At 62.3% G+C, this 22,744-nt stretch carries 19 protein-coding genes; 11 read left to right on the top strand and 8 right to left on the bottom strand.

Annotated features, from left to right (window positions below):
- The first annotated feature begins 14 nt into the window (after window positions 1-14).
- From JKL48_RS03820 to sbcD, 3 genes are all read left to right on the top strand, one after another.
- Entirely contained in the window at window positions 15-1,394 is a 1,380-nt protein-coding gene (locus JKL48_RS03820) for an MBL fold metallo-hydrolase (RefSeq protein WP_236668598.1), read from the top strand.
- Window position 1,395: 1 nt separating this feature from the next.
- Window positions 1,396-1,692, top strand: a complete 297-nt coding sequence (locus tag JKL48_RS03815) for a hypothetical protein (RefSeq protein ID WP_201978663.1) — start codon at window positions 1,396-1,398, stop codon at window positions 1,690-1,692.
- A 113-nt stretch (window positions 1,693-1,805) separates the two neighbouring features.
- On the top strand, window positions 1,806-3,065 hold the full coding sequence (gene sbcD / locus JKL48_RS03810; protein ID WP_201978661.1) for an exonuclease subunit SbcD: 1,260 nt from the start codon (window positions 1,806-1,808) through the stop codon (window positions 3,063-3,065).
- A 131-nt stretch (window positions 3,066-3,196) separates the two neighbouring features.
- On the opposite strand, the gene JKL48_RS03805 is transcribed toward sbcD, so the two are convergent.
- Complete coding sequence (locus JKL48_RS03805; RefSeq protein ID WP_236668597.1) at window positions 3,197-4,117, bottom strand: alpha/beta fold hydrolase; 921 nt, start codon at window positions 4,115-4,117, stop codon at window positions 3,197-3,199.
- A 223-nt stretch (window positions 4,118-4,340) separates the two neighbouring features.
- Here JKL48_RS03805 and JKL48_RS03800 point away from each other — a divergent pair, with 223 nt between their 5' ends.
- Complete coding sequence (locus JKL48_RS03800; protein ID WP_201978659.1) at window positions 4,341-8,057, top strand: AAA family ATPase; 3,717 nt, start codon at window positions 4,341-4,343, stop codon at window positions 8,055-8,057.
- Window position 8,058: 1 nt separating this feature from the next.
- Here JKL48_RS03800 and JKL48_RS03795 read toward each other — a convergent pair whose 3' ends face one another.
- Entirely contained in the window at window positions 8,059-8,388 is a 330-nt protein-coding gene (locus JKL48_RS03795) for an HNH endonuclease (protein ID WP_236668596.1), read from the bottom strand.
- A 184-nt stretch (window positions 8,389-8,572) separates the two neighbouring features.
- Between JKL48_RS03795 and JKL48_RS03790 the strand changes: the two genes are divergently transcribed.
- From JKL48_RS03790 to JKL48_RS03775, 4 genes are all read left to right on the top strand, one after another.
- Window positions 8,573-9,007 carry a hypothetical protein gene (locus JKL48_RS03790; protein ID WP_201978657.1) on the top strand — a complete coding sequence of 145 codons (435 nt, stop codon included), beginning with the start codon at window positions 8,573-8,575 and terminating at the stop codon, window positions 9,005-9,007.
- A 241-nt stretch (window positions 9,008-9,248) separates the two neighbouring features.
- Window positions 9,249-9,563, top strand: coding sequence for a thioredoxin (gene trxA, locus JKL48_RS03785; RefSeq protein WP_201978655.1), 315 nt, complete (start codon window positions 9,249-9,251; stop codon window positions 9,561-9,563).
- A 105-nt stretch (window positions 9,564-9,668) separates the two neighbouring features.
- Complete coding sequence (locus JKL48_RS03780; RefSeq protein ID WP_201978654.1) at window positions 9,669-12,026, top strand: TonB-dependent receptor; 2,358 nt, start codon at window positions 9,669-9,671, stop codon at window positions 12,024-12,026.
- A gap of 269 nt (window positions 12,027-12,295) precedes the next feature.
- Complete coding sequence (locus tag JKL48_RS03775) at window positions 12,296-13,123, top strand: DUF4249 domain-containing protein (RefSeq protein ID WP_201978652.1); 828 nt, start codon at window positions 12,296-12,298, stop codon at window positions 13,121-13,123.
- 83 nt (window positions 13,124-13,206) lie between these two features.
- Here JKL48_RS03775 and JKL48_RS03770 read toward each other — a convergent pair whose 3' ends face one another.
- Window positions 13,207-14,028: a purine-nucleoside phosphorylase gene (locus JKL48_RS03770; protein ID WP_201978649.1), complete on the bottom strand. Its 822-nt coding sequence runs from the start codon at window positions 14,026-14,028 to the stop codon at window positions 13,207-13,209.
- Window positions 14,029-14,263: 235 nt separating this feature from the next.
- On the opposite strand from JKL48_RS03770, the gene JKL48_RS03765 reads away from it, so the two are divergent.
- Window positions 14,264-14,722 carry a hypothetical protein gene (locus JKL48_RS03765; RefSeq protein WP_201978646.1) on the top strand — a complete coding sequence of 153 codons (459 nt, stop codon included), beginning with the start codon at window positions 14,264-14,266 and terminating at the stop codon, window positions 14,720-14,722.
- A 91-nt stretch (window positions 14,723-14,813) separates the two neighbouring features.
- Here JKL48_RS03765 and sppA read toward each other — a convergent pair whose 3' ends face one another.
- The 3 genes from sppA to JKL48_RS03750 form a co-directional block, all read right to left on the bottom strand.
- Window positions 14,814-16,589: a signal peptide peptidase SppA gene (gene sppA, locus JKL48_RS03760; protein WP_201978643.1), complete on the bottom strand. Its 1,776-nt coding sequence runs from the start codon at window positions 16,587-16,589 to the stop codon at window positions 14,814-14,816.
- Between the two features lie 25 nt (window positions 16,590-16,614).
- Window positions 16,615-17,292 (bottom strand): porin family protein, encoded by a 678-nt coding sequence (locus JKL48_RS03755; RefSeq protein ID WP_201978641.1) that lies wholly within the window; start codon window positions 17,290-17,292, stop codon window positions 16,615-16,617.
- 106 nt (window positions 17,293-17,398) lie between these two features.
- Complete coding sequence (locus JKL48_RS03750) at window positions 17,399-18,727, bottom strand: replication-associated recombination protein A (protein WP_201978639.1); 1,329 nt, start codon at window positions 18,725-18,727, stop codon at window positions 17,399-17,401.
- 97 nt (window positions 18,728-18,824) lie between these two features.
- Between JKL48_RS03750 and JKL48_RS03745 the strand changes: the two genes are divergently transcribed.
- Window positions 18,825-19,760 (top strand): DMT family transporter, encoded by a 936-nt coding sequence (locus tag JKL48_RS03745; protein ID WP_201978637.1) that lies wholly within the window; start codon window positions 18,825-18,827, stop codon window positions 19,758-19,760.
- Window positions 19,761-19,821: 61 nt separating this feature from the next.
- A complete protein-coding gene (locus JKL48_RS03740) occupies window positions 19,822-20,820 on the top strand; it encodes an energy transducer TonB (protein WP_201978634.1) in 999 nt (332 codons plus the stop codon).
- A 43-nt stretch (window positions 20,821-20,863) separates the two neighbouring features.
- Here the strand turns inward: JKL48_RS03740 and rhuM are convergent, their stop codons facing one another.
- The gene (rhuM, locus tag JKL48_RS03735; RefSeq protein WP_201978630.1) at window positions 20,864-21,850 is read right to left on the bottom strand and encodes a virulence protein RhuM/Fic/DOC family protein; all 987 of its coding nucleotides are present in this window, start codon (window positions 21,848-21,850) and stop codon (window positions 20,864-20,866) included.
- A 111-nt stretch (window positions 21,851-21,961) separates the two neighbouring features.
- Window positions 21,962-22,711, bottom strand: a complete 750-nt coding sequence (locus JKL48_RS03730; RefSeq protein ID WP_201978628.1) for a hypothetical protein — start codon at window positions 22,709-22,711, stop codon at window positions 21,962-21,964.
- Between the last annotated feature and the right edge of the window lie 33 nt (window positions 22,712-22,744).

Raw genomic sequence — 22,744 nt, 5'->3', positions numbered from 1 at the left:
CCATCTCCCTCCCCATGCCTCCCCTCCCCAGTAGCACGGCTTCGGCCGTGCAAATTCAGCAGTTTTACGACAAGGGCCTGGCCCACGCCAGCTACGCCGTGCGCTGCGGCCGCCAGGTCGTTGTCATCGACCCCGGCCGCGACCCGCAGCCCTACTACGATTTTGCCGACGAGCACGAAGCCCGCATCATTGCCGTAATCGAGACGCACCCGCACGCCGATTTCGTGTCGTCGCACCTGGAAATTGCCGATGAAACCGAGGCCACCATCTACTGCAGCAAGCTGGTGGGGGCCAAGTACCCGCATCATGCCTTCGACGACGGCGACCGCATCAAGCTGGGCAATGTGGAGCTGCACGCCATCAACACCCCCGGCCACTCGCCCGACTCCATCAGCATTCTGCTCCTCGATGAGCTGGCGCAGAGCCGCGCCGTGTTCACCGGCGACACGCTGTTTGTGGGCGACGTGGGCCGGCCCGATTTGCGGGAGGACGAGGCCATTGGCGGCCACAAGCGCGAGGAGCTGGCCGCGCAGATGTACCACAGCACCCGCAACAAGCTCATGACCCTGCCCGGTGCCACCAAGGTGTACCCCGCCCACGGCCCCGGCAGCCTCTGCGGCAAGACGACGAGCCCTGACCTTGACAGCACTATCGCCAAAGAGCTGAAAACCAACTACGCCCTGCAGCCCATGTCGCAGGAAGAGTTCATCCAGGTGCTGCTCGAAGACCAGCCCTTTGTGCCCAAATACTTTGGGCACGACGTGCGGCTGAACAAACAAGGCGCCCGCGGCTTCGAAGACAGCGTCCGGGCCGTGCCGCACCTGAGCACCGCCACCGCGCTGGAGCCGGGCGTACTCGTCATCGACACCCGCCCGGCCGCCCGCTTCCGCGCCGGCCATTTGCCCGGCGCCATCAATTTGCAGGATGGCGGCAAGTTCGAAACCTGGTTGGGCTCGGTCGTAGGCCCCAAGGAGCTGTTCTACCTGCTGGCCGACAGCAACATCGCGCTGGATACGGTGGTGCGGAAAACGGCCAAAATCGGTTATGAAGGCAGCATCAAAGGCGCCTTGCTCGCCCCAGCCAGTCTGCCCGAAACCGCGCCTACTGTCGACGTAGCCCAGGTTCGTGAACACCCCGAGGCCTTCACCATCGTCGATATCCGCAACCACGCCGAGGCCAAGAACCAAGTATTCGACAACGCCCTGGTGATTCCGCTACCCGAGCTGCGCGAGCGTGCCCACGAAATCCCCACCGACAAGCCGGTGCTCATTCATTGCGCGGGCGGCTACCGCTCGGCGGCCGGCGCCAGCATCGTGCAGGCCGCCCTGCCCGGCGCCGAGGTACTGGACCTGGGCGAGGCCATCACGGAGTTTCAGAAGGCGGCGGTGCACTAGCATGATAGGAGTTCCCGGCTTAGGAATTCTGTTGGTGCTGGCAATCACTGTGCTGTTTTATCTGCCTTTCATCACGGTCAAAATTTTAGCACAGCTGACTCAGATTGATAGATTGCCGGATTTGGCCAGAATGGCATTATTCGGCATTGCCTATTTGCTATTCACAGGATTGACGCTACTTCTCATTAGAGCCAATCCTTACGAAATGATTGATTGGCTGCTTCTGTATGCTGTCCTCGCCACCCTGCTGTATTTTACATTAAAGTGGATTCAGAAGGAAACAAATCCGACTGTTTGAATAAGCTGGCCCATTGGCACTAGTCAGTTAGCATTGTATTGAAGCCCCGGCGCCCCCTGCCGGGGCTTTTTCATTCCTTGCGGCGGGGGTATCTTTGATATTCACTCTACCCCATGCGCGTCCTTCACACCGCCGACTGGCACCTCGGCCAGCACTTCCTCACCGGGCAGGAACGCACCACCGAGCAGCAGGCTTTTCTCGACTGGCTACTGCTCACGGTGCAGGCCCAGGCCATTGAGGTGCTGGTGATTGCCGGCGATATTTTTGATACCCAGTCGCCCTCCTACACGGCGCAGGAGCTGTACTATACCTTTCTGGTGAAGATGCAGGCCACCGGCTGCCGCGACATCGTGGTGGTGGGCGGCAACCACGACTCGCCCACCATGCTCAACGCCTCGCGGCAACTGCTGCGGCAGCTGCGCATTCACGTGGTGGGCGGCGTGCCGATGGACCCCACCGAGCAGATTCTGCACCTGAACGCGGCCGACGGCCGGCCCGGCCTGGTAGTGTGCGCCGTGCCCTTTCTGCGCGACCGCGACATCCGACTGGCCGTGGCCGGCGAGACGCTCGACGACCGCCAAATCCGCATCCGCCAGAGCATTGCCGACCACTACGCCGCCCTGGCCGCCCACGAGGCCGTGCGGGGCCTGCGCGAGCAGAACGTGCCGGTATTGGCCACCGGCCACCTCTACGCCGCCGGCGGCGAAGCCCGCGAGGGCGCCGAGCGCGACGTGCACATTGGCGGGTTGGGGTTGATTGGGGCCGAGCATTTTCCCACGGCCTTCGACTACGTGGCGTTGGGCCACCTGCACCGTCCGCAGCTGGTGGGCGGGCGGGCGCACATCCGCTACTCGGGCTCGCCGGTGCCGCTGTCGTTCACCGAAGCCAACGACAAGCAGCAGGTGCTGCTACTGGAGTTTAAGGGGGCGGGCGCGCCGGTTATTACAAGCATTCCGGTGCCCGTGACGCGCCGCCTGCAGCGCTTCCACGGCACGCTGGAAGAAGTGGAGGCCGATATTCTGGCCTACGACAACTCGGCTTTTCAGCAAGTGGCCTGGGCCGATGTGCTGGTGCGCTCCGACGAAACGCCCGCCGAAGTGCAGCGCCGCGTGCAGGCCGTGTTGCAGCTGCAAAAGCAGCAGGTGATTGCGCCCAAAGGCGTGCGCCACCAACGCGCCACCGAAGCCCCGGACCTGGCCGAAAACGCCATCCCGCTGGCGCTGCTGCACGAGCTGACGGTGGACGAAGTATTTGGCCGGCGCGTGGCGGGCCTGCCGCCCGAGCGGGCCGCTGCCCTCACATCCACGTTCCAGGAGTTGCGGCAGCTGCTGGGCGAGGCCGACCCACAGGCACAGGGCGGCGAAGCGTCGTAAGCCAGTTTACAGAACTATCCCAGAACGTCATGCTGAGCGCAGTCGAAGCATCTCGCGTGCAGCAATAAATCAAATCACTCACTCGGTAGAGATGCTTCGACTGCGCTCAGCATGACGCGTTAAGGAACTTGCTATTCAGCCCGTTTCCTCGCCAGCAGCCACAGGCCGCCCAGCACTAGGGCTCCCACTCCTGCTGCAACAGCTACTGCCGAAATCGGCTTGTGCGCTGCCGCGTCAGGCCGCCGCGCAACATCCGCATCGCGAAACTCCTGGCCCGCGGTGGCGGCCAGAATCAGGCGGACGGTTTCGGCGGGCTGGTCCCATTGCGGAAAATGGCCGCAGTCTTCAAACCAGTAAAGCCGGGCATCGGGGAATTTGGCGAGGGCCCGCGGGGCCTGGCGCGGCAGGCACACCCGGTCCTGCCGGCCCCAGCCAATAACCAGCGGCGCATTGATGCTGCCCGCCGGCGCCCCCTGCTGCACTTCGCCGTAGGCCAGGTTGTCCAGCAATTCATCGAAGGAGGGCGCGTGGGCAAAGCTGCGCATTTCATCGAGCGCCACGTGCGCCGGCAACTGCCACGGGTGGGCCGAAAACTGGGCAAACAGCGCCGTGCGCGTCACGGCATTGCTAGTCACGAAAGGCATGGCGGGCTGTAAGGCTCGCACCAGCTGCGTAGAAATGGCCACGCTGTGGTAGAACACCGGAATTTCCCAGCCCTGCCAGAAGCCGCCGGGGTCGAGCGACACCACGGCCCCGAGCACGCCGCCCCGCCGGGCCAGTTCCAGCACCAGCCGGGCCCCCATCGAGCTGCCCACGGCGTCGATGCCGAGCAGGTTTTGCGCCCGCAGGAAGTCGGTCACGGCATCAGCCAGGGTGGCTATGGTGACGGGGCCGGCCAACGGCGGCGTGTTGCCAAAGCCGGGTAAGTCAACGGCAATGACTTCGCGCTCAGTGGCCAGGTCTTCGATGATGGTTTGCCAGGAGCGCCAGCTGCCGCCAATGCCGTGCAGCAGCAAAAGCGGCCGGCCTGCGCCGCGTCGGATGTGGTTCATAGTCATTGGCGTAGTTAATGGCGGCGTGTGCATCTGCCGATTTAAGCGCCGGGCAGCGCGGATGGTCCAATCAACCTCAACGGCTGGGCCCGGGGCATAGTTATGCCCGGGCCGACAGCAAGGCCCCGCAGTGCGGGAACCCAAACCGGCCCGGCCGCCTTTTCCAGGCCGATTCTGCCGAAGGCCGCCGTACCTTCGGGAAGTATTTTGGGAGAAGTATTCGATGAAAATTATCAGCGTCCGTTTCGCTAACCTTAACTCGCTGCCCGGTCCGTTTCTGATTCGCTTCGATGAGACGCCCCTGGCCGACACGGGGCTGTTTGCCATCACGGGCCCCACCGGCGCGGGCAAAAGCACGCTGCTCGACGCCATTTCGGTGGGCCTCTACGGCCGGGTGCCGCGCCACGACCGCCAGGTGGGCGAGATGGTGAGCCGCCACGCCAAAGACGCGTTTTCGGAAGTAGAATTTGAAGTGCACGAAACCAACGCCGACACCGGCGTGGTAGACCGCGTGCGCTACCGCTCGCGCTGGGAAGTGAAGCGCAAGGTGCGCGGCGAGGACAAAGGCGCCCTCAACCCCGACGCCATGACGCTGGTGCTGAGCCCGTCGAACATCGCCGTCATCAGCGGCAAGGAGGCGGTGCCCAAGCGCGTGGGCGAGGTATCGGGACTGGACTTTGGGCAGTTTGAGCAGTCGGTGCTGCTGAGCCAGGGCAAGTTTGCCCGCTTCCTGCACGCGCCCGAAAAAGAGCGCAGCGCCCTGCTCGAAAAGATGACCAACGTGGACATCTACTCGCGGCTGAGCGTGGCGGCGTTTGAGAAAGCCAAAGAGGAAGAGCTGAAAACCAAGCTCCTGCGCGCCAAGCTCGACGCCACCCGCCTGCTCACCGAAGAAGAACGGACCGAGCTGGAACGCCAGCTGGACGTGCTGCACGCGCAAGCCGAACAGCACCACGAGGAGCAGCAGGACCTGAACATTTGCCTGACCTGGCGCACCATCCTCGACCAGCTCGACCGGCAACTGGCCGACGCCACCCGCGAGAGCGAGCGCCTGCAACGCGACGACGAGCAGCTGCAAGCCGAGTTTGCCCGCCTGGAAGGCCACCTGCGCGCCGCCGCCGTCGACAAGCCGCTGGAGCTGGCCGAAGCTGCCGAAAAGGAAGTGGCCAGCGACGAAAATCAGCTGCGCGAGCTGGCCGAGGCCCTGCCCCGGCTAGCCACCGCCGCCGAAACGGCCGCCGCCGCGCATACCACCGCCACCGCCACCCACGCCGCCGCGCTGGCCGAGGAAGACCGCCTGCGTCCGCTGCTCAGCCAGGCCCAACAGCAGGACGCGGCCATTGCCGCCACCCGGCACCAGCTGCAGCTCAAGCGCGAAGCCCACGCCCAGCAGGCGCGCGACTACCAGCACGCCGCCGCCGGCGTGAACCGGGAAGCGCAGGAAATCAGGACGCTGCAAGGCCAAAACGAAATGCTGGACCGCTGGCTTATCGAGCACAGCGCCGAGATTGAGCTGAAAAACCAGGTACTGGCCCTGGACCGCGAAATCATCGACCTGCAGGGCGCACAGAAGGAGGTTGCGAAAATAGACGCCAGCCGGGCCGAGCTGCGCAAAACCCAGGACCAAACCACCGCCGACCTGCGCCGCCAGCAAACCCTCGAAGCCGAGGCCAAGGCGCGCAAAAAAGCCATCGAGGACGAGGGCAAGCCCTGCCGCACCGAGCGCGACGCCCTGCTGCTGGGCACCACGGCCGCCGCCCTCGCCCAGCGCGCCGACGACCTCACCGCCCAGCAACAGGCCCTGCAGCAGCTCCTGCCGAAAGCGGAAGCCGCCCAGGAGCACCAGGCGCGCGCCGCCGCCCTGGCCATTCAGATAGAGCAGGAAGCCCCGGCCCTGGCCACGGCCGAAACCACCGCCGCCCACCTCGAAACCCGCCGGACCGACGGCCAGCACCTGCTCGACAGCTACCGCCGCGAGCTGCGCGCCCAGCAGGCCCTGGCCGACCTCAACCAGCACCGCCAGCACTTGCTGCCCGGCCAGCCCTGCCCGCTGTGCGGCGCATTGGAGCACGCCTTCGCCGCCAATTTTGCTGCCGAGGCCGACGAGCAGGAGCAGCGCGTGGCGCAGCAGCAGCTGGCCCTGGCCAAGCTGGACGAAGACCTGCGCCTCGCCACCACCGCCCTGGCCCGCCGCCAGACCGAGCAGCAGCAGCGCCGCAAGCTTTGGGAAGAAGCCCTGGCCGCGGCCGACGTCGCTCAGCAGCAAGCCGCCGCGCTGGCCGCCACCTGCACGCCGGCTCCGGCCGAGCCCACCAACCCGGCGGCCGTGCGCACCTTGCTCGAAACCGCTACTCGGGAGCAGGCCGCCGCCGTGGCCGCCCGCCGCCGCGTGGCCGAGCTGGACGAGCAGCTGGCCAAGCTCCGCGAGCAATACCTCAAGGAAGGCGAAGCGGCCGCGGCCGCCGAGCGCGAGATTCCGCGGCTATTGGAGCGGGAGGATACCATAGCCGCCGACCTAGCCAAGCTGGTGGAGGAGCTGCTGCACTGGCAGGAGCAGACCGATATTTTCCAGGGTTCGATTCGTGACTTTCTGGCGCCCCACCGCCTGCAGCTGCCCGCCCGGCCGCCGTATGACGGCATTCTGGCCACCCTGCGCGAGCGGGCCGAGCACTACGAAGCGCAGGTCGCCGCCCTGAACGAGCTAGGAAAAACGCTGCTGGGCAAAACCAGCCAGCACCAGGCGCACGCCGAAAGCCTGGCCCAGCAGGCCAAACAACTCGCCGCCACCACGGCCACGCTGCAAGCCGAGCAACTCACAATCGACCAGCTACTAGCGGCCCGCCAGGCTCAATACGCCGGCCTTAACCCGGCTGCCGAAGCCGAGCAGCTGCGCCAAGCCACCCAGCGCCTGGCCGAGGCGGCCGTGCGTGCCCAGGCCCAGCTGGCCGACCAGCAGAAAGCGCTCGAAATTCAGCAAAACCGCCAACAAGACCTGCAGGCGCAGCTAGGGGTGCACCGCAACGCCCACCACCAGCGCCAAACGGAGCTAGCCGCTGCCCTGACCGGCGCCGGCCTGGCCGCCGCCGCCGAAGCGCGCGCCCTGCTCCTGCCCGCGGCCGAAGCCACGCGCCTCACCCAGCGCCGCCAGGACCACCGCACCGCCCAGGCCGCCGCCGCCCGCCGCCTCGCCGACCTCACCGCCGAACTCAACCACCACGCCGAGGCCGGGCTCACGCCCCACACCGCCACTGAGCTCACCGCGCAGCTTAACGCGCTGTCGGCGGCCGATGATATTTTGCAGCAGAAGCTGGGGGCTGTGGGCAACCAGCTCCGGCAGGACGACGACGCCCGGCAGCTGCTGGCCGCGGGCCAGCACGAGCTGACCCTGCGCCAGCAGGAAGAGCAACGCTGGCATGACCTGAGCGAGCAGATTGGCTCGGCCCGGGGTGATAAGTTCAGCCAGTTTGCGCAGGGCCTCACCCTCACGCACCTGGCCCGGCTGGCCAACCTGCGCCTGCGCCAGCTCACGGGCCGCTACACCATTCTCAAAACGCCCAACCGCAATCTAGAGCTGCAAATCATCGACCACGACCAGGCCGATACCGTGCGGCCCATGGCCTCGCTCTCGGGCGGCGAAAGCTTCCTGGTGAGTCTGGCGCTGGCCCTGGGCCTGAGCGAGCTGGCTGGGCACAAGGCCCGCATCGAGTCGCTGTTTATCGACGAGGGCTTCGGCACGCTGGACCCCGAGGCCCTGAACACGGCCCTGGATGCGCTGGAGCGCCTGCAGCATTCGGGCAAGATGATTGGCATCATCTCCCACGTTACGGACCTCAAAGACCGGATTGGCACCCAGATTCGGGTGCGGCCCGGCGCGGGCGGCAACAGCAGCGTGCACCTGGTCGGTATTATGGGCAACGAAACCAGCTGCGCGGTGCCGTAATTCAGCGCCGGCCGCGCCGGTTGGTGATGCGCTCTACGCGCTGCTTGCGAATCCAGGCCAGGTAGGTTTGCAGGCCCTCGGCGGCGCGCAGGGCCTCCACGGTGGGGTATTGGCGGGCCAGCTCGCGGTTGCTCAGGAAACGGTGCACGCTGCTGTGACAGGGCTGGCACAGGTCGACGGTGGGGCCGTATTTGCCGCCTTCTTCGCGGGGTACCAAGTGGTGGCGCGAGGTGGCTTGCACCGTGCGCTCGCAGAGGCCGCACTGGGGGCCGGTGGCGGGCAATGCATCAACAGCGGGCCAGGAAGGAGACGGAAAGCGCCGACGGGCCATAGGTGGAAAGGGAGTTGAGTGGCGGCAAGAAGTTGCGCCATTAGGCGCCATAAGCAACACAACTGATGGCCGGCAAGTTGCGGAATCAGCATTGTCGCGCTATCTTGGCCTGCAGTGGTAGAACACAATTTCTTAATTCGCTCTTCCCGTAGTCGCTTATTCAACCCTTCATCCTACTTAACCTATGATAATAACTGTACCCCTTATTCTGAACAAGCGGCTGTTCTGGGCCGGCGTGCTCGCGGCTTTGCTGCTGGCAGCCCCCCCGGCCGCCCACGCCCAAACCTGGATGGTGAGCACCACGGCCCAAATCAAGCTGGGCATCCTGGATAAATACGGCCAGCTGGGCCCCTACACGGCCACTTTCGTGGTGCACAACGAAAAAACCGGCAAAGACTATTTCCTGGTGAAGGAGCTGGCCCGCAACCAAACCGGAATCGACGTCCTCTTCCCCACCGACCCCTCCGACCCCAACTACTTCAAAACCGAAAGCGGCGAAGCAGCCAATGCCGCCCCCGGCCGCTACACCTGGGAGTGCCGCGTGAAGGGCGTGAAAGCAGTGGGCGGCCGGTTTGTCTTCCCCGAAGTGGCCAACGACATCACCGTTGTCAAGCAATAGGCCGGCTTTCCCTCAACTCTTGTTCAAAGCCTGGCCTTGCGCCGGGCTTTTTTCGTTTAATAGTTGTTTAGGATGTCACCAAAACCAATCAGCCCGTCCTGCTGAGCTTGTCGAAGCATCTCTCCCGCTTCGTTGGGCCGTGATGAATTGCTTGCGCGGGAGAGATGCTTCGACAAGCTCAGCAGGACGTTCTACCTTGCCTTCAAAGGCCTTTCCTTTCACTTTTGCTCGTTAATATATTATGCCACGCAAGTCTTTCCCCGAACTCATCAACAGCCCCGGCATGCCGGTGCTGGTCGATTTTTATGCTACCTGGTGCGGGCCCTGCAAAACCATGGCACCCGTTCTGGAGCAGGTGGCGGCCCAGCACGGCGGCAAGCTGCGCGTCATCAAAATTGATGTGGACAAGAACCAGGCGGTGGCCCAGCAATACCGCGTGCAGAGCATTCCTACGCTGATTCTGTTCCATCAGGGGCAACCCGTGTGGCGGCAGGCCGGGGTGGTGCCCGCCGCCCAGATTGCGCAGGCCCTGCAGCCGTTCGTGGGCAAGCCGTAGCCCCGAGAAAACTCTTTTGCGGCCCCGCCGGCCGGCGGCAAACTATCCGGCGAAGGCGGGCGTTGGGGAGGGCGCTACCTTTACGTCCTCCCCGACTGCTGCCGTATGATTGTCAATTATTCACTACGTTATTACTTCTTACTGTTTGCATTGGCGCTGGGCGCGCCGCGTTTCGCCCGAGCCCAGAACCCTGCCCGGTACACCCTCAGCGGCACGGTGCGGGGCGGCCACGGCGAAACCCTGCCCGGCGCCAGCGTGGCCGTGCCGGCCCTCAACACCGGCACGGCAGCCGATTCGCTGGGTCGTTTTTCCCTGAGCTTGCCGGCCGGGCGCTACCGGTTGGTAGTGGCCTTCATCGGCTACGAGCAGCTCACCCGCGAGCTCAACCTCACGCACAACCAGCGCCTAAGCTTCGACCTGGCCGAAAGCGGCAACGAGCTGAGCGAAGTGGTGGTAGAAGGTGCCGCCACATTGGAGCAAAAGCTGAAAACCACCCAAATGGGCGTGGAGCACCTCAGCATTGCCGAGGCCAAGCTGCTGCCGGCGCTGTTTGGTGAGGTCGACATTCTGAAAACCCTGCAGCTGAAGCCCGGCGTGCAGAGCGGCGGCGAGGGCAGCAGCGGCCTCTTTGTGCGCGGCGGCTCGGCCGACCAGAACCTGGTATTGCTCGACAACACGGTGGTCTACAACCCCAACCACTTGTTTGGGCTGTTTTCGGTCTTCAACTCCGATGCCGTGCAAAGCGTGGACCTGTACAAATCGGGGTTCCCGGCGCAGTTTGGGGGGCGGCTGTCGTCGGTGGTGGATGTGAAGCTGCGCGAGGGCGACCGGCAGCACTACGTGGCCACCGGCGGCGTGGGCCTGATTTCGTCGCGCCTCACCTACGAAGGCCCCATCAACAAAGGGAAGGGCTCGTTCATTGTGAGCGGCCGGCGCACGTATTTCGACATTTTCACGCGGGCCCTCAACAAGGCCAACGAAAACAAAGAGGATTACAGCCCCATTCCGGACTACTATTTCTACGACGCCAACCTGAAGGCCAATTACGCGCTGGGCGAGAAAGACCACCTTTTTTTGACGGGCTACCTGGGGCGCGACGTGTTCGGTTTCAGCAGCACGGGCGGGTTCAATTTCAATTTTACCTGGGGCAATACCATCGGTACGCTGCGCTGGAACCACGTGTTTTCGCCCAAGCTGTTCGTGAACACCGCCGTGTCGGTGTCCGACTACAAGTACGACCTCACCAACAAGCTCGACCAATTCAGCTTCGGCATTGGGTCCAACATTCGGGACTACACCGGCCGCGTCGATGCGGAATACACCCCTACCGACCGGCACTTAATTAAGGCCGGCGCCATGCTCACGCAGCACCGTTTTGGCGTGGGCCGCCTCGATGCCAATTCCGGCGACGGCCGCGTCAATTTCGGCGCCGACGTCACTTACTACGGCCTCGACGGCGCCCTCTACGCCTCCGACAACTACAAAGCCAGCGACAAGTTGCAGCTCGAAGGCGGCCTGCGCCTCACCGGCTTCCGCAGCGGCAGCGACCAGTACGCCGGCCTGGAGCCCCGCGCCGCCGCCCGCTACGCCCTCAACGAGCGCACCTCCTTCAAGATGAACTACGCCCTGATGTACCAGTACGTGCACCTGGTCACGAACTCCGGCGCGTCGTTGCCCACCGACATCTGGTACCCCTCGCGCCTGTCGGTGATGCCCCAACGCTCGCAGCAGGTGAGCGGCGGCGCCAGCTTTTTGCTGGGCCAGGGCAAGTACCTGCTCACCGACGAGGTGTACTACAAATGGGGTAAGAATCAGGTCGATTTCAAAGACGGCGCCCAGCTGTTTGTGAACCCCGAACTGGACACCGAATTCATTTTTGGCAAGAGCTGGGCCTACGGCAACGAGCTGTACCTGGAAAAGAAAACCGGCAAAACCACCGGCTGGATTGGCTACACCCTGGCCTGGAGCTGGCGCAACTTCCAGCCCCAGCGCGACCTGCCGGGCATCAACGGCGGCCGGGATTTCCACCCCAGCTACGACCGCCGCCACAACCTGACCGTGGTGGTGCTGCACCAACTCAACGCCCGCCTGAGCCTCACGGCCAGCTTTATCTACTCGTCGGGCTCGCTCACCACGCTGCCGCTGGGCCGCTTTGGGGTGCAGGACATTCCGGGGTCCAGCGTGGGCATCGACCCGCGCCCGGTGCCCATTTACCCCGACCGCAACTCCTACCAGCTCATCCCCTACCACCGCCTAGACCTCGGCGCCGTCTACAAAATCGGCACCCGGCGCAACCAGGACCTCACCCTGAGCATCTACAACGCCTACAACCGGCGCAACGCCTACTTCGTGTTTTTCGACACCCTGCGCGACAAGGCCACGGGCCGCACCACGGGCTTCGCAGCCAAGCAGGTGTCGCTGTTTCCGGTCATTCCCTCGCTCACTTATAATTTCCGGTTTTAAGCCTTTTGTTTTGATTGTACTGCAAAAGCGGAACGTCATGCTGAGCGCCGCCGAAGCATCTCTACCGCGCAACTAGAGCAGTTTCGGGGTCGTTGTATAGTAGCGCGAACTACACCGTTCGCGCTTCTACTGCCGTTGCTTCGGAATGTACCCTGATACCAAAACTGCCCTAATTCAGTCGATTGGATTACTCTCGCGGGAGAGATGCTTCGACAAGCTCAGCATGACGTTCAACTACATCACCTATGCAACGACTTCCTCGCTCCTTCATGCTCGTCCTGCTCGCCCTGGCCGGCTGCGGCAAGCTGCAAAACGACATCAACGTGCCGCTGCCTACCTACAATGCCGATTTGGTGGTGGAGTGCTACCTGGAGCCCGGCAAGGTGCCCAGCCTGGCCGTCACCACATCGGTGCCGTACCTGAGCGCGGTGCTGCCGCAGGTGCCCACCGATGTGACGGTCACCCTCACCATGCCCAACGGCACCCAGGTGCGGCTGCCCTTCAACCCCAACTACAAGGCACTGGTTGACACCACTTCGGGCGTGAAATTTCATTCCCACATCGGCACCACGCCGCTGGTGGCAAAGTCCGGCGACGTGTTCAAGCTGGACGTGGTGGACACCAAGGGCCGGCACGCCACGGCCACCACCACCATGCTGGCGCCCATCACCATCGACTCGGTCAACTACAAGTTCAACGACAAAACCGGCACCGAGCGCAAGGCCTACTTCCTCACCAATTTCCGCGACCCGCCCGCTTTGGACGACTGCTATCGGCTGCAGCTGCACAAAGGCAACCCCGCCAAAGGGGCGCTGCTCAAAAGCCCGGAAGTGGACATGTCGGTAGAAGACCGGTTGCTCAACGGGCAGAACATCACGCTGGGCACCAGCTACCGCTTTTACCCCGGCGATACGGTGACGGCGACGCTCTACCACATCGAGCGGGCTTTTTACCGCTTCCGGCAGTCGGTGCGCGACGCGCGCCAGGCCAACGGCAACCCCTTTGCCAACCCCTCGGCCGTGTACGGCAACGTGGAAGGTGGCATTGGCATTTTCGCCGTGCTGAGCGCCACCACCACTCAGAAGATTCTGCGGTGAATTCCAGTTGTTGGTTGTTCATTGTCCGTTGTCCGTTGTCAGCAAGGTGTTCGAACTGACAACTAACAACGGACAACGAGCAACTAATTCAGCCCTGCTACTACCGCTTTTATCAGGGCAGTGAGCCGGGGCTCGGCGGCACCGGCGGCGGCGAAAATATCGGCCAGCACCACCGGCTTGAGGTGGCCCGGCGCGCACAAATCGGTGATAACCGACACGGCCAGCACCGGCAGATTCAGGTGCCGCGCGGCAATGACTTCGGGCACCGTGCTCATGCCCACGGCATCGGCCCCGATGGTGCGCAGGTAGCGGTATTCGGCGGGGGTTTCGAGCATGGGGCCGGGCACGCTGGCGTACACGCCGCGCCGGGTGGTGCTGGCCTGGCCCAGCGCCTGGGCCGCCGTCTCGGCCCGGCCGAGCAGGTCGGCATCGTAGGGCGCAAACATGTCGGGGAAGCGCGGGCCCAGCTGGTCCAGGTTCGGGCCAATGAGCGGGTTGCCGGGCTGCAGGTTGATGTGGTCGTCAATCAGCATCAGGTCGGCAATGTTGAAGTCGGGGTTCAGGCCGCCGGCCGCGTTGCTCACCAACAGCCGACTGATTCCCAGTAGTTTGAGCACGCGAACCGGCATGGCCACCTGCTGCATGGTGTAGCCCTCGTAGTAGTGGAAGCGCCCCTGCAGCACGGCCACTCTTTTGCCACCCATGCGGCCCAGCAGCAGGCGCCCGGCGTGGCTTTCCACGGTGCTGAGCGGAAAGTGCGGGATGTCGGCGTAGTTGATTTCGTGCTCGACGTCTACTTCCCGGGCCAGTGCCCCCAGCCCGGTGCCGAGAATGATGCCCGTTTCGGGTTGAAACCCCTGGGAGTTGGTTTGGATGTAGGCGGCGGCTTCGCGGAGGTGCTGCATGAGGAAAATGCTAGTGAAGTTGTTTAGGAGGTCGGTTCCGCTCGGTCCGACGGCGTAGGCGTCCGACCGGTTGCCGCCCGAACGAGGCGCCAACGACCGTTGACCGACGACCGGTCGGACGCCTACGGCGTCGGACCGGCAAGCGGGCCCCTTCCGAAACAGCTTCAATGAAAAACAAAGTTGCTATTGTTACGTCTATATTTGGTTTATCCTTCCACTACTTTACCACCATGCCATGAGCTACCGACTGCTGCTATTGGGCGGAATGTCTTTTCTCGGCGCCTGTTCTAAACACAACGAAAGCCCCGGCCCAAAGCTTTCCCCCGCCGAAACGGCCGTCAACAAAGTCGTCGGTTCCTATACCTGCCGGGCATATCGCACGAACTGGCAAACGGGCACGGCTGATGTTACTACCCGCCTTCGGGATACAATCATTCAGGTAAGCCGGGTTGATACAAACACCGTCCAGACCGGCGCAGTTTCCCTGGATTTCAGGAGCAATATGTCGACGCTGGGTTACTCGGGCAAATCCAAAAAGTTTGCGAACAATGCCGGGTTCGCAACCTATGGAGGGTCGACCAGCTACCAAGGACTGCAACTGGACGCCTATTCGGACAGCCTATATTATGTCAACGACAACAGCGCCCACTTCTTCGGCTCAGTGTGGACCTTCTACGGAAAAAGGGTTAAATAACGGCTGTGACGTAAGGCAGCACCAAACCAGCTAAATCACACCAAAGGCTCACATCAGTATTGACGTGGGCCTTCGGTGTGCAATGCCTTGCCTACTGAATATCCAAGGTGTAGGGCAGTTTGGCCTGCACGCCGCGCATCTGCATCAGCTGCTGGTACTGGGCGTAGGCGGGGTAGAGCGGGCCGAGCTCGGCTTTGATGGCCTTGGCTTTGGCCGTGTCATCGTCGTCGTCACCGAAAAAATTCAGGATGTTTTCGAAGGGTGACTTCTGGCGCGGCAGGCGCTGCACGCGGTAGTCGTCGGCCTTGAGGTGGGCGCGGGCGGCCGCGATTTTCAGGGCGTCCTCGTAGTCCCCTAACACGTCGACAAGGCCGTTGTTTTTGGCTTCGATGCCGCTCCAGACGCGGCCTGAGGCCAGGCGGCGCAGGCGCTCTACCGGCATGTGGCGGCCCACGGCGGCCTTGCTCGTGAAGTCGGCGTAGATGCGGTTCACTTCCTCCTGCAAGGTGCGCTTTTCAAAATCCGACAGCGGGCGGGTGATGGTGGGCAGGTCGGAAAACTTGCCGGTAGTCACGCGGTCGACGGTGATGCCGAGCTTGTCGGCCAGCAGCGGCTGCACGTTCGGCAGCACGCCAAATACGCCAATGGACCCCGTGATGGTATTCGGATGGGCCACAATGGTGTCGCAGGCCATGCTGATGTAGTAGCCGCCCGAGGCTGCCACGTCGCTCATGCTGGCGATTATCGGCTTCACTTTCCGGGTCAGCAGCACCTCGCGGTAGATGATGTCGGAGGCCAGCGACGAGCCGCCGGGCGAGTTCACGCGCAGCACCACGGCCTTCACCTTGTCATCGAGCCGGGCCTTGCGGATGGCTTCGGCAAACTTGGTGCTGCCGATGTTGTCGTCGGAGCCCTTGCCGGTCACGATGTCGCCCTCCGCGTATATCACGGCAATGCGGTTGCCGCTGGTGTTGCCCTCCTTCTCGTCGGCATCGTCGCTGTCGAGGTAGTCGCCCAGGCTCACCACGCTGGGCTTTTTGTCTTTGGCCAGGCCCAGCTTTTCGCGCAGGTAGTCCTGCACCTCGTCAAAGTAGCCAAGCTTGGTCACCAGGTTCAGGCGCAGGGCATCGGGGGCGTTGTGCACCAGCATGGAGTCCGAAATGACTTTGAGGCGGGCCGGCGAAATGTGGCGCGATTCCGCGACCCGGCCTATCATGTAGCCGTTGATGGAATTGAGAAACGATACCGTTTGGAAACGGGCCGAATCGGAGAAGTTCTCCCGGAAAAATGGCTCCACGGCGCTCTTGAACGAGCCTACCCGGAAAATGTAGGGCTCGATGCCGGCCTTGGCGAAGAGGCGCTTGTAGAACATCACCTCCGCGCTCAAGCCGTTGAATTCGAGCGTGCCCTGGGGGTTGAGGTAGATTTCATTGGCCACCGACGAGAGGTAGAAGCTTTTTTCGGAGGCGATTTCGTGGTAGGCCACCACAAACTTGCCGCTCTTCTTGAAGTCGAGCAGGGCATCGCGCACTTCTTCCATGGTGGCCATGCCGCCCTGCACAATGCCCAGATTGAGCAAAATGCCTTTGATGTCGCCATCGGTTTTGGCGCGCCGAATGGCCGCCTTTAGGTTGACCAACCCCAGCGAATTGCCGCCCCCGCCGAAGCTGCCGAATTTGCTGTCGCGCCCGCGCTCGGTGAGCGGCTCGTTGAGCTTGAGCTCCAGCACCGAGTTGGCGGCGGTTTCCTTGTGGTCGCCGGCGCTTTTCGCGCCGGCCACAAGGCCCACCATCACCAGAAAGCCCAGCAGGCCGAACACAAACAGGCCGACCACGGTAGCCAGCACAAATTTTAAGAATTGACGCATAGATTAAAAAGGGAAAGTCGCAATATCAAGCTTTGGGGTGTTTCAAAAAATAACCGGCTACCAGGGAAATGCCGCGGTTGTAGATGCCCGTGCTGCCCAGTTCCCGCTCCCAGTCGTCGCGGTTCACGTCGCGCAGCCCGTAAGCAAGCCGAAGGCTGAACGTGAGGCCGTTGGGCAGGTCGGCCCCGCCCCCCACAACCACGGAAAAATCGTGGCCGTAATGCGCCGTCACGTCGTCGTCGCCGTTAAACACGCCGCGCAGCTGGTTGTTGGCATCCAGGTAATAGCCCGGTGGTCCCACCTCGTGGCCTTTCAGCAGGAAGCCCAGCTGCGGCCCGGCCAGCAGGTGAAACGGTTTGGCAAGGTAGAACTTGGCCAGCACTGGCACGTTCAGGTAAGTCAGGGCAATGGTGCCTTGCTGGGCATTCGGTGAAGGCCCTTTGCCGCTGGCGCCCGCCTCGTATCCGGCACCTTGTTGCGTCAGCAGCAGCTCAGGCTGCACGGCCAGCCACGGCAGCGGCTGCCAGCGCACCACCGGCCCACCACAAAAACCGAGTTTGCCGTACGTATTGCGGGTAATTTTTCCGGCTAGTCCGTAGGTAGTCAGCCCGCCTTGGGCCCCCAGCGAAATGCCCAGGTGCTGAGCGGGAGTCACAAGGGCAGCCCCCAACCAAAAGACCATCAACCAAAAAAAGGTCCGCATAACCGCTAGTAAAGTACCTGAGCCCGGTAGCAAACAAAGGTAACCGGGAACACCAGCGCTGCAATTATTGACGGCTATTCCGCAGAAGAATGCTGGCACGCGGCGCTCAATACCCGTACTTCTCGCCCCACCAACCACGCAGGCGTTCCTGAATTTTGGCCTCGCTGGCGTTCTGGCCGGGTGCGTAGAAACGGGTGCCGCTCAAGGCATCGGGCAGAAATTCCTGCTCCTCAAAATTGCCCTCGCCGTTGTGCGAGTAAGCGTATTCTTTGCCGTAGCCAAGCTGCTTCATCAGGCGCGTGGGGGCGTTGCGCAGGGGCACCGGCACGGGGTACACGCCGTTGGCCTTCACCTCGGCCTGCGCCGCCCGAATGGCCAGGTAGGCAGCATTGCTTTTGGGCGAAGTGGCCAGGTAAATAACAGTTTGAGCCAGAATTAAATCCGACTCGGGCAGGCCGATGACGGTGCAGGCCTGGAAGCAACTGGTGGCCAGCATCAGGGCATTGGGGTTGGCGTTGCCGATGTCTTCGGCGGCGAGAATGAGCATGCGGCGGGCAATGAACTTCACGTCCTCGCCGCCTTCGAGCATCACGGCCAGGTAGTAGAGCGCGGCGTTGGGGTCGGAGCCCCGCATGCTTTTGATGAAGGCCGAAATCACGTCGTAGTGCATTTCGCCGCCTTTGTCGTACTTGGCCAGCGGGCGCTGGGCCACTTCCTGCACCACGGCATCGGTGATTTGGACAGTGCCTTTTTTGTCGGGCGGCGTGCTTTGCACCACAATTTCCAGCAGGTTGAGCAGCTTGCGGGCGTCGCCGCCGCTCAGGGCCAGCAGGGCGTGGTCTTCCTTGAGGTTGACTTTTTTCTGCTTCAGCGCCTCGTCTTCGGCCAAGGCCTTGGTCACGAGGCTGCGCAGGGTTTCTGCGCTCAGCGGCTCCAGCACGTACACCTGGCAGCGCGAGAGCAAGGCCGGAATCACTTCAAAGGACGGGTTTTCGGTGGTGGCCCCCACCAGCGTGATGGTGCCGTGCTCTACCGCGCCCAATAGCGCGTCCTGCTGCGCTTTGCTAAAGCGGTGAATTTCATCGATAAACAGCACCGTGCCGCGCTGCCGCCGGGCCCGCTCAATCACCTCGCGCACATCCTTCACCCCCGCGTTGATGGCGCTGAGGGCCACAAAAGGCTGCTTGAGCTCGGAGGCCAGCAAGTGGGCCAGGGTGGTTTTGCCCACGCCGGGTGGGCCCCACAAAATGAGGCTGGGCAGGCGGCCGGAAGTAAGGTAGCGGCGCAGTACGCCGGTTTCGCCCACCAGGTGCTGCTGGCCGGCGTAGTCGGCCAGGCGGCGGGGGCGCTGGCGCTCGGCCAGGGGCGCGTCGGCGCCGGGCGCGGGCGCCGGGGCGAAAGCGGCGGGTTCGTCGTCGGGAAATAAAGAAGCCATAAGGAGCGAAGTAGCGCGAACTTTGTAGTTCGCGTCCCCGCGCCGTCTGCTACAGTTGAGACGGCGCAGGGACGCGAACCACAAAGTTCGCGCTACTATGTCCAATCAGCTCCGCGTGCATGCGGCCTTGCTCGTCGTCACCATCATCTACGCGGCCAATTACAGCCTGTCGAAAGACGTGATGCCGCACTACCTCCACCCTTTCGGCATCGTCACGCTGCGCATTGTCGGAGCCATTCTGTTCTTTGCGATAATCAAATTTTTCGTGGCGCGCGAGGACAAAATCATCGGTCGGGCCGACAATCTGCGCTCCATTGCCTGCGGCGTGCTGGGCATCGGGCTCAACCAACTGCTGTTTTTTTCGGGCCTGAACCTGACCGCCCCCATCAGCGCCTCGCTGCTGCAAACGGTGGCACCCATTGTGGTTGTCATTGCGTCGGCCGTGTTGCTCAGCGAGCGTATTACGCTGCCCCGCGCGCTGGGCATTGCGGTGGGCGCGGTGGGCGCGGCCTCCCTCATCCTGGGCCGCAACGCCCAAACGGCGGCGGTGTATCCGCAGGGCACACTGGGCAATGTATTCATTTTGCTTAACGCCACGGTGTTTGGTATTTACCTGGTCATTGTCACGCCGCTTATGCGCAAGTATCATCCGTTCACGGTGCTGGGGCGGGTGTTTCTGGTGGGCGGGTTCATTGCCATTCCCTTCGGCTGGCGCGAGGCCCTGACGGCCAACTATGCCAGCTTTCCGCCCTACATCTGGGCCGAGGTCGGTTTCATGATTTTCTTCCTCACCATCCTCTCCTACCTGCTGAATAACTGGGCCCTTAAATACGCCTCGCCGGCCCTGCTGGGCGTGTACATTTATTTGCAGCCGGTGCTGGCCGTGCTCATTGCCGTGAGCCTGGGCAAAGACCACCTCACCTGGGGCAAGGCCGGGCAGGCGGCCCTCATTTTCCTGGGCGTGTGGCTGGTGAGCCAGAAACCCAAAGCAACGCCGGTGTCCGAAGTACCGCTGGAGGAGGTGCAGGATTAACGCCTTTTCTTTAACCCGTTCAGCACCCGTAAGCCGCCGTATGTGCCTTATTCGTCGCGCATTGCCTGAAATTCTGCTGGTATTGTCCAGCGCTGGCGCTTTCGCTCAAACTCCCAGCCCCGCCGATTCTGCCCGGCCGCAGCAGTACACGTACATCGAAAAAATGCCGGTTTTTCCGGTGCTGGCCCCCGGCGACAGCACCGTGCCGTCCAATCAGCGGTTCCGTCGTTTTGTAAACGCCGACGTGCATTTTCCGGCCAAGGCCTTGCGCGATGGCGTTTCGGGCCGGGTGTTTTTCTCGTTTGCCGTCAATGCCCAAGGCCGCACCCAGGACATCAAGCTGGTGAAGGGCCTGCGGGACGACGTGGACGCCGAAGTGCTGCGCAATGCCCACCGCCTCGACGCCATTCAGTGGGAGCCCGGCACCCAGAACGGCCGGCCCGTCACGGTATCGTTCACCGTGCCCATCTCGTTCAACATCAACGAGAAGCAGGCAGTCAAAACCTTAGGCGACTCGCTCGATACGGGCCGTTACGACCACCAAGTAGCCTTTCCCCTATCGAGTTGGGAAAGCAAGCGGTGGCCGGCGCCCAAGGGCAAAGGCATGATATACGGCACCTGCCTGCAGCGGCTCGGCGGCACCAGCAGCCTGGGCGTGGCCGAGTATGTGCGGCTCGTGAACCTGACCACCCACAAATCGGTCAGCTTCAGCGTGAAGCCCGCCATGAAATCGCGGCGTGAAAACGGCTTTTTTTATGCCTTGCCCGCGGGCCGCTACGCGCTGCACCTCTACGTGTACCCCGATAAAATTTGGGGTCCTTACCGCTTATATTTTGAGAACCTGCGCAAGCCCGTTGCCCCGTCGCCAAACGCCCCACTGCGCCAGACCCGCTACCAGTTCACGGTGGAGAGTGGCAAGGTGCATTACGTAGGCACCTGGAACCTGGCCAACGAAAACCAGCCGGAGTTTCTCGACGAGAAATACCAGATTGACCCGGCCATTCAGGCTTATTTCCCGCAATTCAATTTCAAGGAAGCGGTGCTGGCGCTGCCCCAATAAAAAAGGCCCCTGCATGGTGCAGGAGCCTTTTTTATTGGGATGATTAGTTGTCCTGATTTATCAAATTTACCACCAGCGTTACCATCGTGGCTTTATCCTCGGGCTTGCTCTCAGCAATGAGCAGCGTGAGGGCTACCAGCGCATTATCCGCTAAGCGCCGCGAACCATCGGAATGATAAAGGCAGTGGTTACGGTCCAGAAACCACACGAAGAGAAAAGCTGCAATGCGCTTATTTCCATCCGAAAATGAGTGGTTTTTCACTACAAAATACAGCAGATTGGCCGCCTTCTCTTCTACGCTTGGGTATAAGTCTTCGCCACCGAAACTCTGATAAATTGTGCGCACCGAACTCTGAAAGGAGGCGTCTTTTTCCCGCCCAAACAGTGGGCTTCCGCCGAATTGCTGGCGCAGGCTGTTCACGGCTTCCAGGCCAGCTTCATAGGTCAGTTCAAACGGCTCATCGGTAGCCGTGCCACGCACTTCCAAGCGCTGGTGGTCGTATTGGTCGAGCACGTCGAGGGCCCGGGCGTAGTCGCCCAGCACCCGCAGCAACGCATTCGATTCGTCGGAAGTCAGTTCCTGGTTGGCTGCTACTTCGCTTTGCAGTTGCACCAGACGCTTGAGGTCGGCCAGCTGGCGGGCGCTTTCGCGCAGGCGCTTTTCATTCACGGCGTAGCCCTGCACCAGGTATTGGCGCAAAACGTTGGTGGCCCATTGGCGGAAGTGCGTGCCACGCAAGGACTTCACCCGGTAGCCCACCGAAATAATGACGTCGAGATTGTAATGCTTAACGTGGTAGTTTTTGCCATCGGCGGCAGTTGTCAAGGAATTCTTGACAACTGAATCTTCGTTCAATTCGCCTTCACGGAAAAGATTGCGAACGTGCAAGCTTACGTTCTGCTTCGTCGTGACAAAAAGCTCGGCCATCTGCGCCTGCGTGAGCCACACGGTTTCGTGGTCAAGCTGAACCTCCAGTTGCGCCTGGCCATCTGGGGCTTGGTAGAGCAGAATAGTATCGATGGAACTCATGCAGAACGAAGTGAGTGAGGCGCGCAAACTAGCGAAATAAAAATACCCTCTTGCAAAGTTTCCGCCCAATGGGCAAAACTTTGCAAGAGGGCAATTCAGTCAGCGCCGAAACTACTTGGCTTGCGCGCGAAATCCCCCGCCTTCGGCCAGCGAAAAACCGTAAAGAAATTTCTCCTTGCTGCTCATAATGGGGTCGACCACAATGTCGAGCCGGTCGGCCTTGGCCGTATGCGGCACCGACACGATGAACCATATCATGTGCTGTGAGTCGTTGCCGCCCGGCAGTTTCATCACTTCGAATCCCTCCACTCGGTACGTTTCGATGGGGTTCACAACCGAGCCTACTTTGGCTATCTGGCCCGGTACGCTATCGGGGCTCATAGTGCCCAGCGCCACGGGGTTCATGCTGGCCCCGGCCGCCCGGTAGTCTTTGCTTTTCACGTTGCCCATAAAGGCAGTGAGGTTGCCTTCGGCCTGCTGCGCCAGGGCCAGGTCGGCCATGGGGTAGGTAAAATCCTGCTTGGCCGTGGAGTCCACCAGCGTGACTTTGATGGCATCGTATTCCTTGCGCTGGCTGTCGTCCAGCTTTTTATACAGCACATAGGCACAGTTGGAAGCGGGCACTTTCAGTTGCGGGTAGCGCTGCTCCAGCTTGGGGCTGCTGAGAATTATTTCCAGGTACTTGCCTTGCGGGCTGCTGGCATCGCCGGTGTTGCTGCCTTTCTCCAGCTTGGCAGTGCCGCCGTACTGCTGGGTCAGGGCATCGAGGCTGGGGGCGTTGGGGAGCGGGGAATTGCAAGCCGTAAAACCGGTCATAAGACCCAAGCTTAGCAGCAGAAAAAAAGCGCGGAGGGATTTCATAGGCGGGGCAAAATACGGTGCAAAGAAAAACCC

Origin of the sequence: Hymenobacter rubidus (assembly GCF_016734815.1) — a bacterium.
Taxonomy (GTDB): Bacteria; Bacteroidota; Bacteroidia; order Cytophagales; family Hymenobacteraceae; genus Hymenobacter; species Hymenobacter rubidus.
Note: the sequence above shows the minus strand (reverse complement) of the source record. Positions and strands in the feature narration are given on the sequence as shown.

Coding starts and splice junctions, on each gene's coding strand:
- JKL48_RS03820 (WP_236668598.1), top strand. CDS start 15: ATGCCTCCCCTCCCCAGTAGCACGGCTTCGGCCGTGCAAATTCAGCAG.
- JKL48_RS03815 (WP_201978663.1), top strand. CDS start 1,396: ATGATAGGAGTTCCCGGCTTAGGAATTCTGTTGGTGCTGGCAATCACT.
- sbcD (WP_201978661.1), top strand. CDS start 1,806: ATGCGCGTCCTTCACACCGCCGACTGGCACCTCGGCCAGCACTTCCTC.
- JKL48_RS03805 (WP_236668597.1), bottom strand. CDS start 4,117: ATGAACCACATCCGACGCGGCGCAGGCCGGCCGCTTTTGCTGCTGCAC.
- JKL48_RS03800 (WP_201978659.1), top strand. CDS start 4,341: ATGAAAATTATCAGCGTCCGTTTCGCTAACCTTAACTCGCTGCCCGGT.
- JKL48_RS03795 (WP_236668596.1), bottom strand. CDS start 8,388: ATGGCCCGTCGGCGCTTTCCGTCTCCTTCCTGGCCCGCTGTTGATGCA.
- JKL48_RS03790 (WP_201978657.1), top strand. CDS start 8,573: ATGATAATAACTGTACCCCTTATTCTGAACAAGCGGCTGTTCTGGGCC.
- trxA (WP_201978655.1), top strand. CDS start 9,249: ATGCCACGCAAGTCTTTCCCCGAACTCATCAACAGCCCCGGCATGCCG.
- JKL48_RS03780 (WP_201978654.1), top strand. CDS start 9,669: ATGATTGTCAATTATTCACTACGTTATTACTTCTTACTGTTTGCATTG.
- JKL48_RS03775 (WP_201978652.1), top strand. CDS start 12,296: ATGCTCGTCCTGCTCGCCCTGGCCGGCTGCGGCAAGCTGCAAAACGAC.
- JKL48_RS03770 (WP_201978649.1), bottom strand. CDS start 14,028: ATGCAGCACCTCCGCGAAGCCGCCGCCTACATCCAAACCAACTCCCAG.
- JKL48_RS03765 (WP_201978646.1), top strand. CDS start 14,264: ATGAGCTACCGACTGCTGCTATTGGGCGGAATGTCTTTTCTCGGCGCC.
- sppA (WP_201978643.1), bottom strand. CDS start 16,589: ATGCGTCAATTCTTAAAATTTGTGCTGGCTACCGTGGTCGGCCTGTTT.
- JKL48_RS03755 (WP_201978641.1), bottom strand. CDS start 17,292: ATGCGGACCTTTTTTTGGTTGATGGTCTTTTGGTTGGGGGCTGCCCTT.
- JKL48_RS03750 (WP_201978639.1), bottom strand. CDS start 18,727: ATGGCTTCTTTATTTCCCGACGACGAACCCGCCGCTTTCGCCCCGGCG.
- JKL48_RS03745 (WP_201978637.1), top strand. CDS start 18,825: ATGTCCAATCAGCTCCGCGTGCATGCGGCCTTGCTCGTCGTCACCATC.
- rhuM (WP_201978630.1), bottom strand. CDS start 21,850: ATGAGTTCCATCGATACTATTCTGCTCTACCAAGCCCCAGATGGCCAG.
- JKL48_RS03730 (WP_201978628.1), bottom strand. CDS start 22,711: ATGAAATCCCTCCGCGCTTTTTTTCTGCTGCTAAGCTTGGGTCTTATG.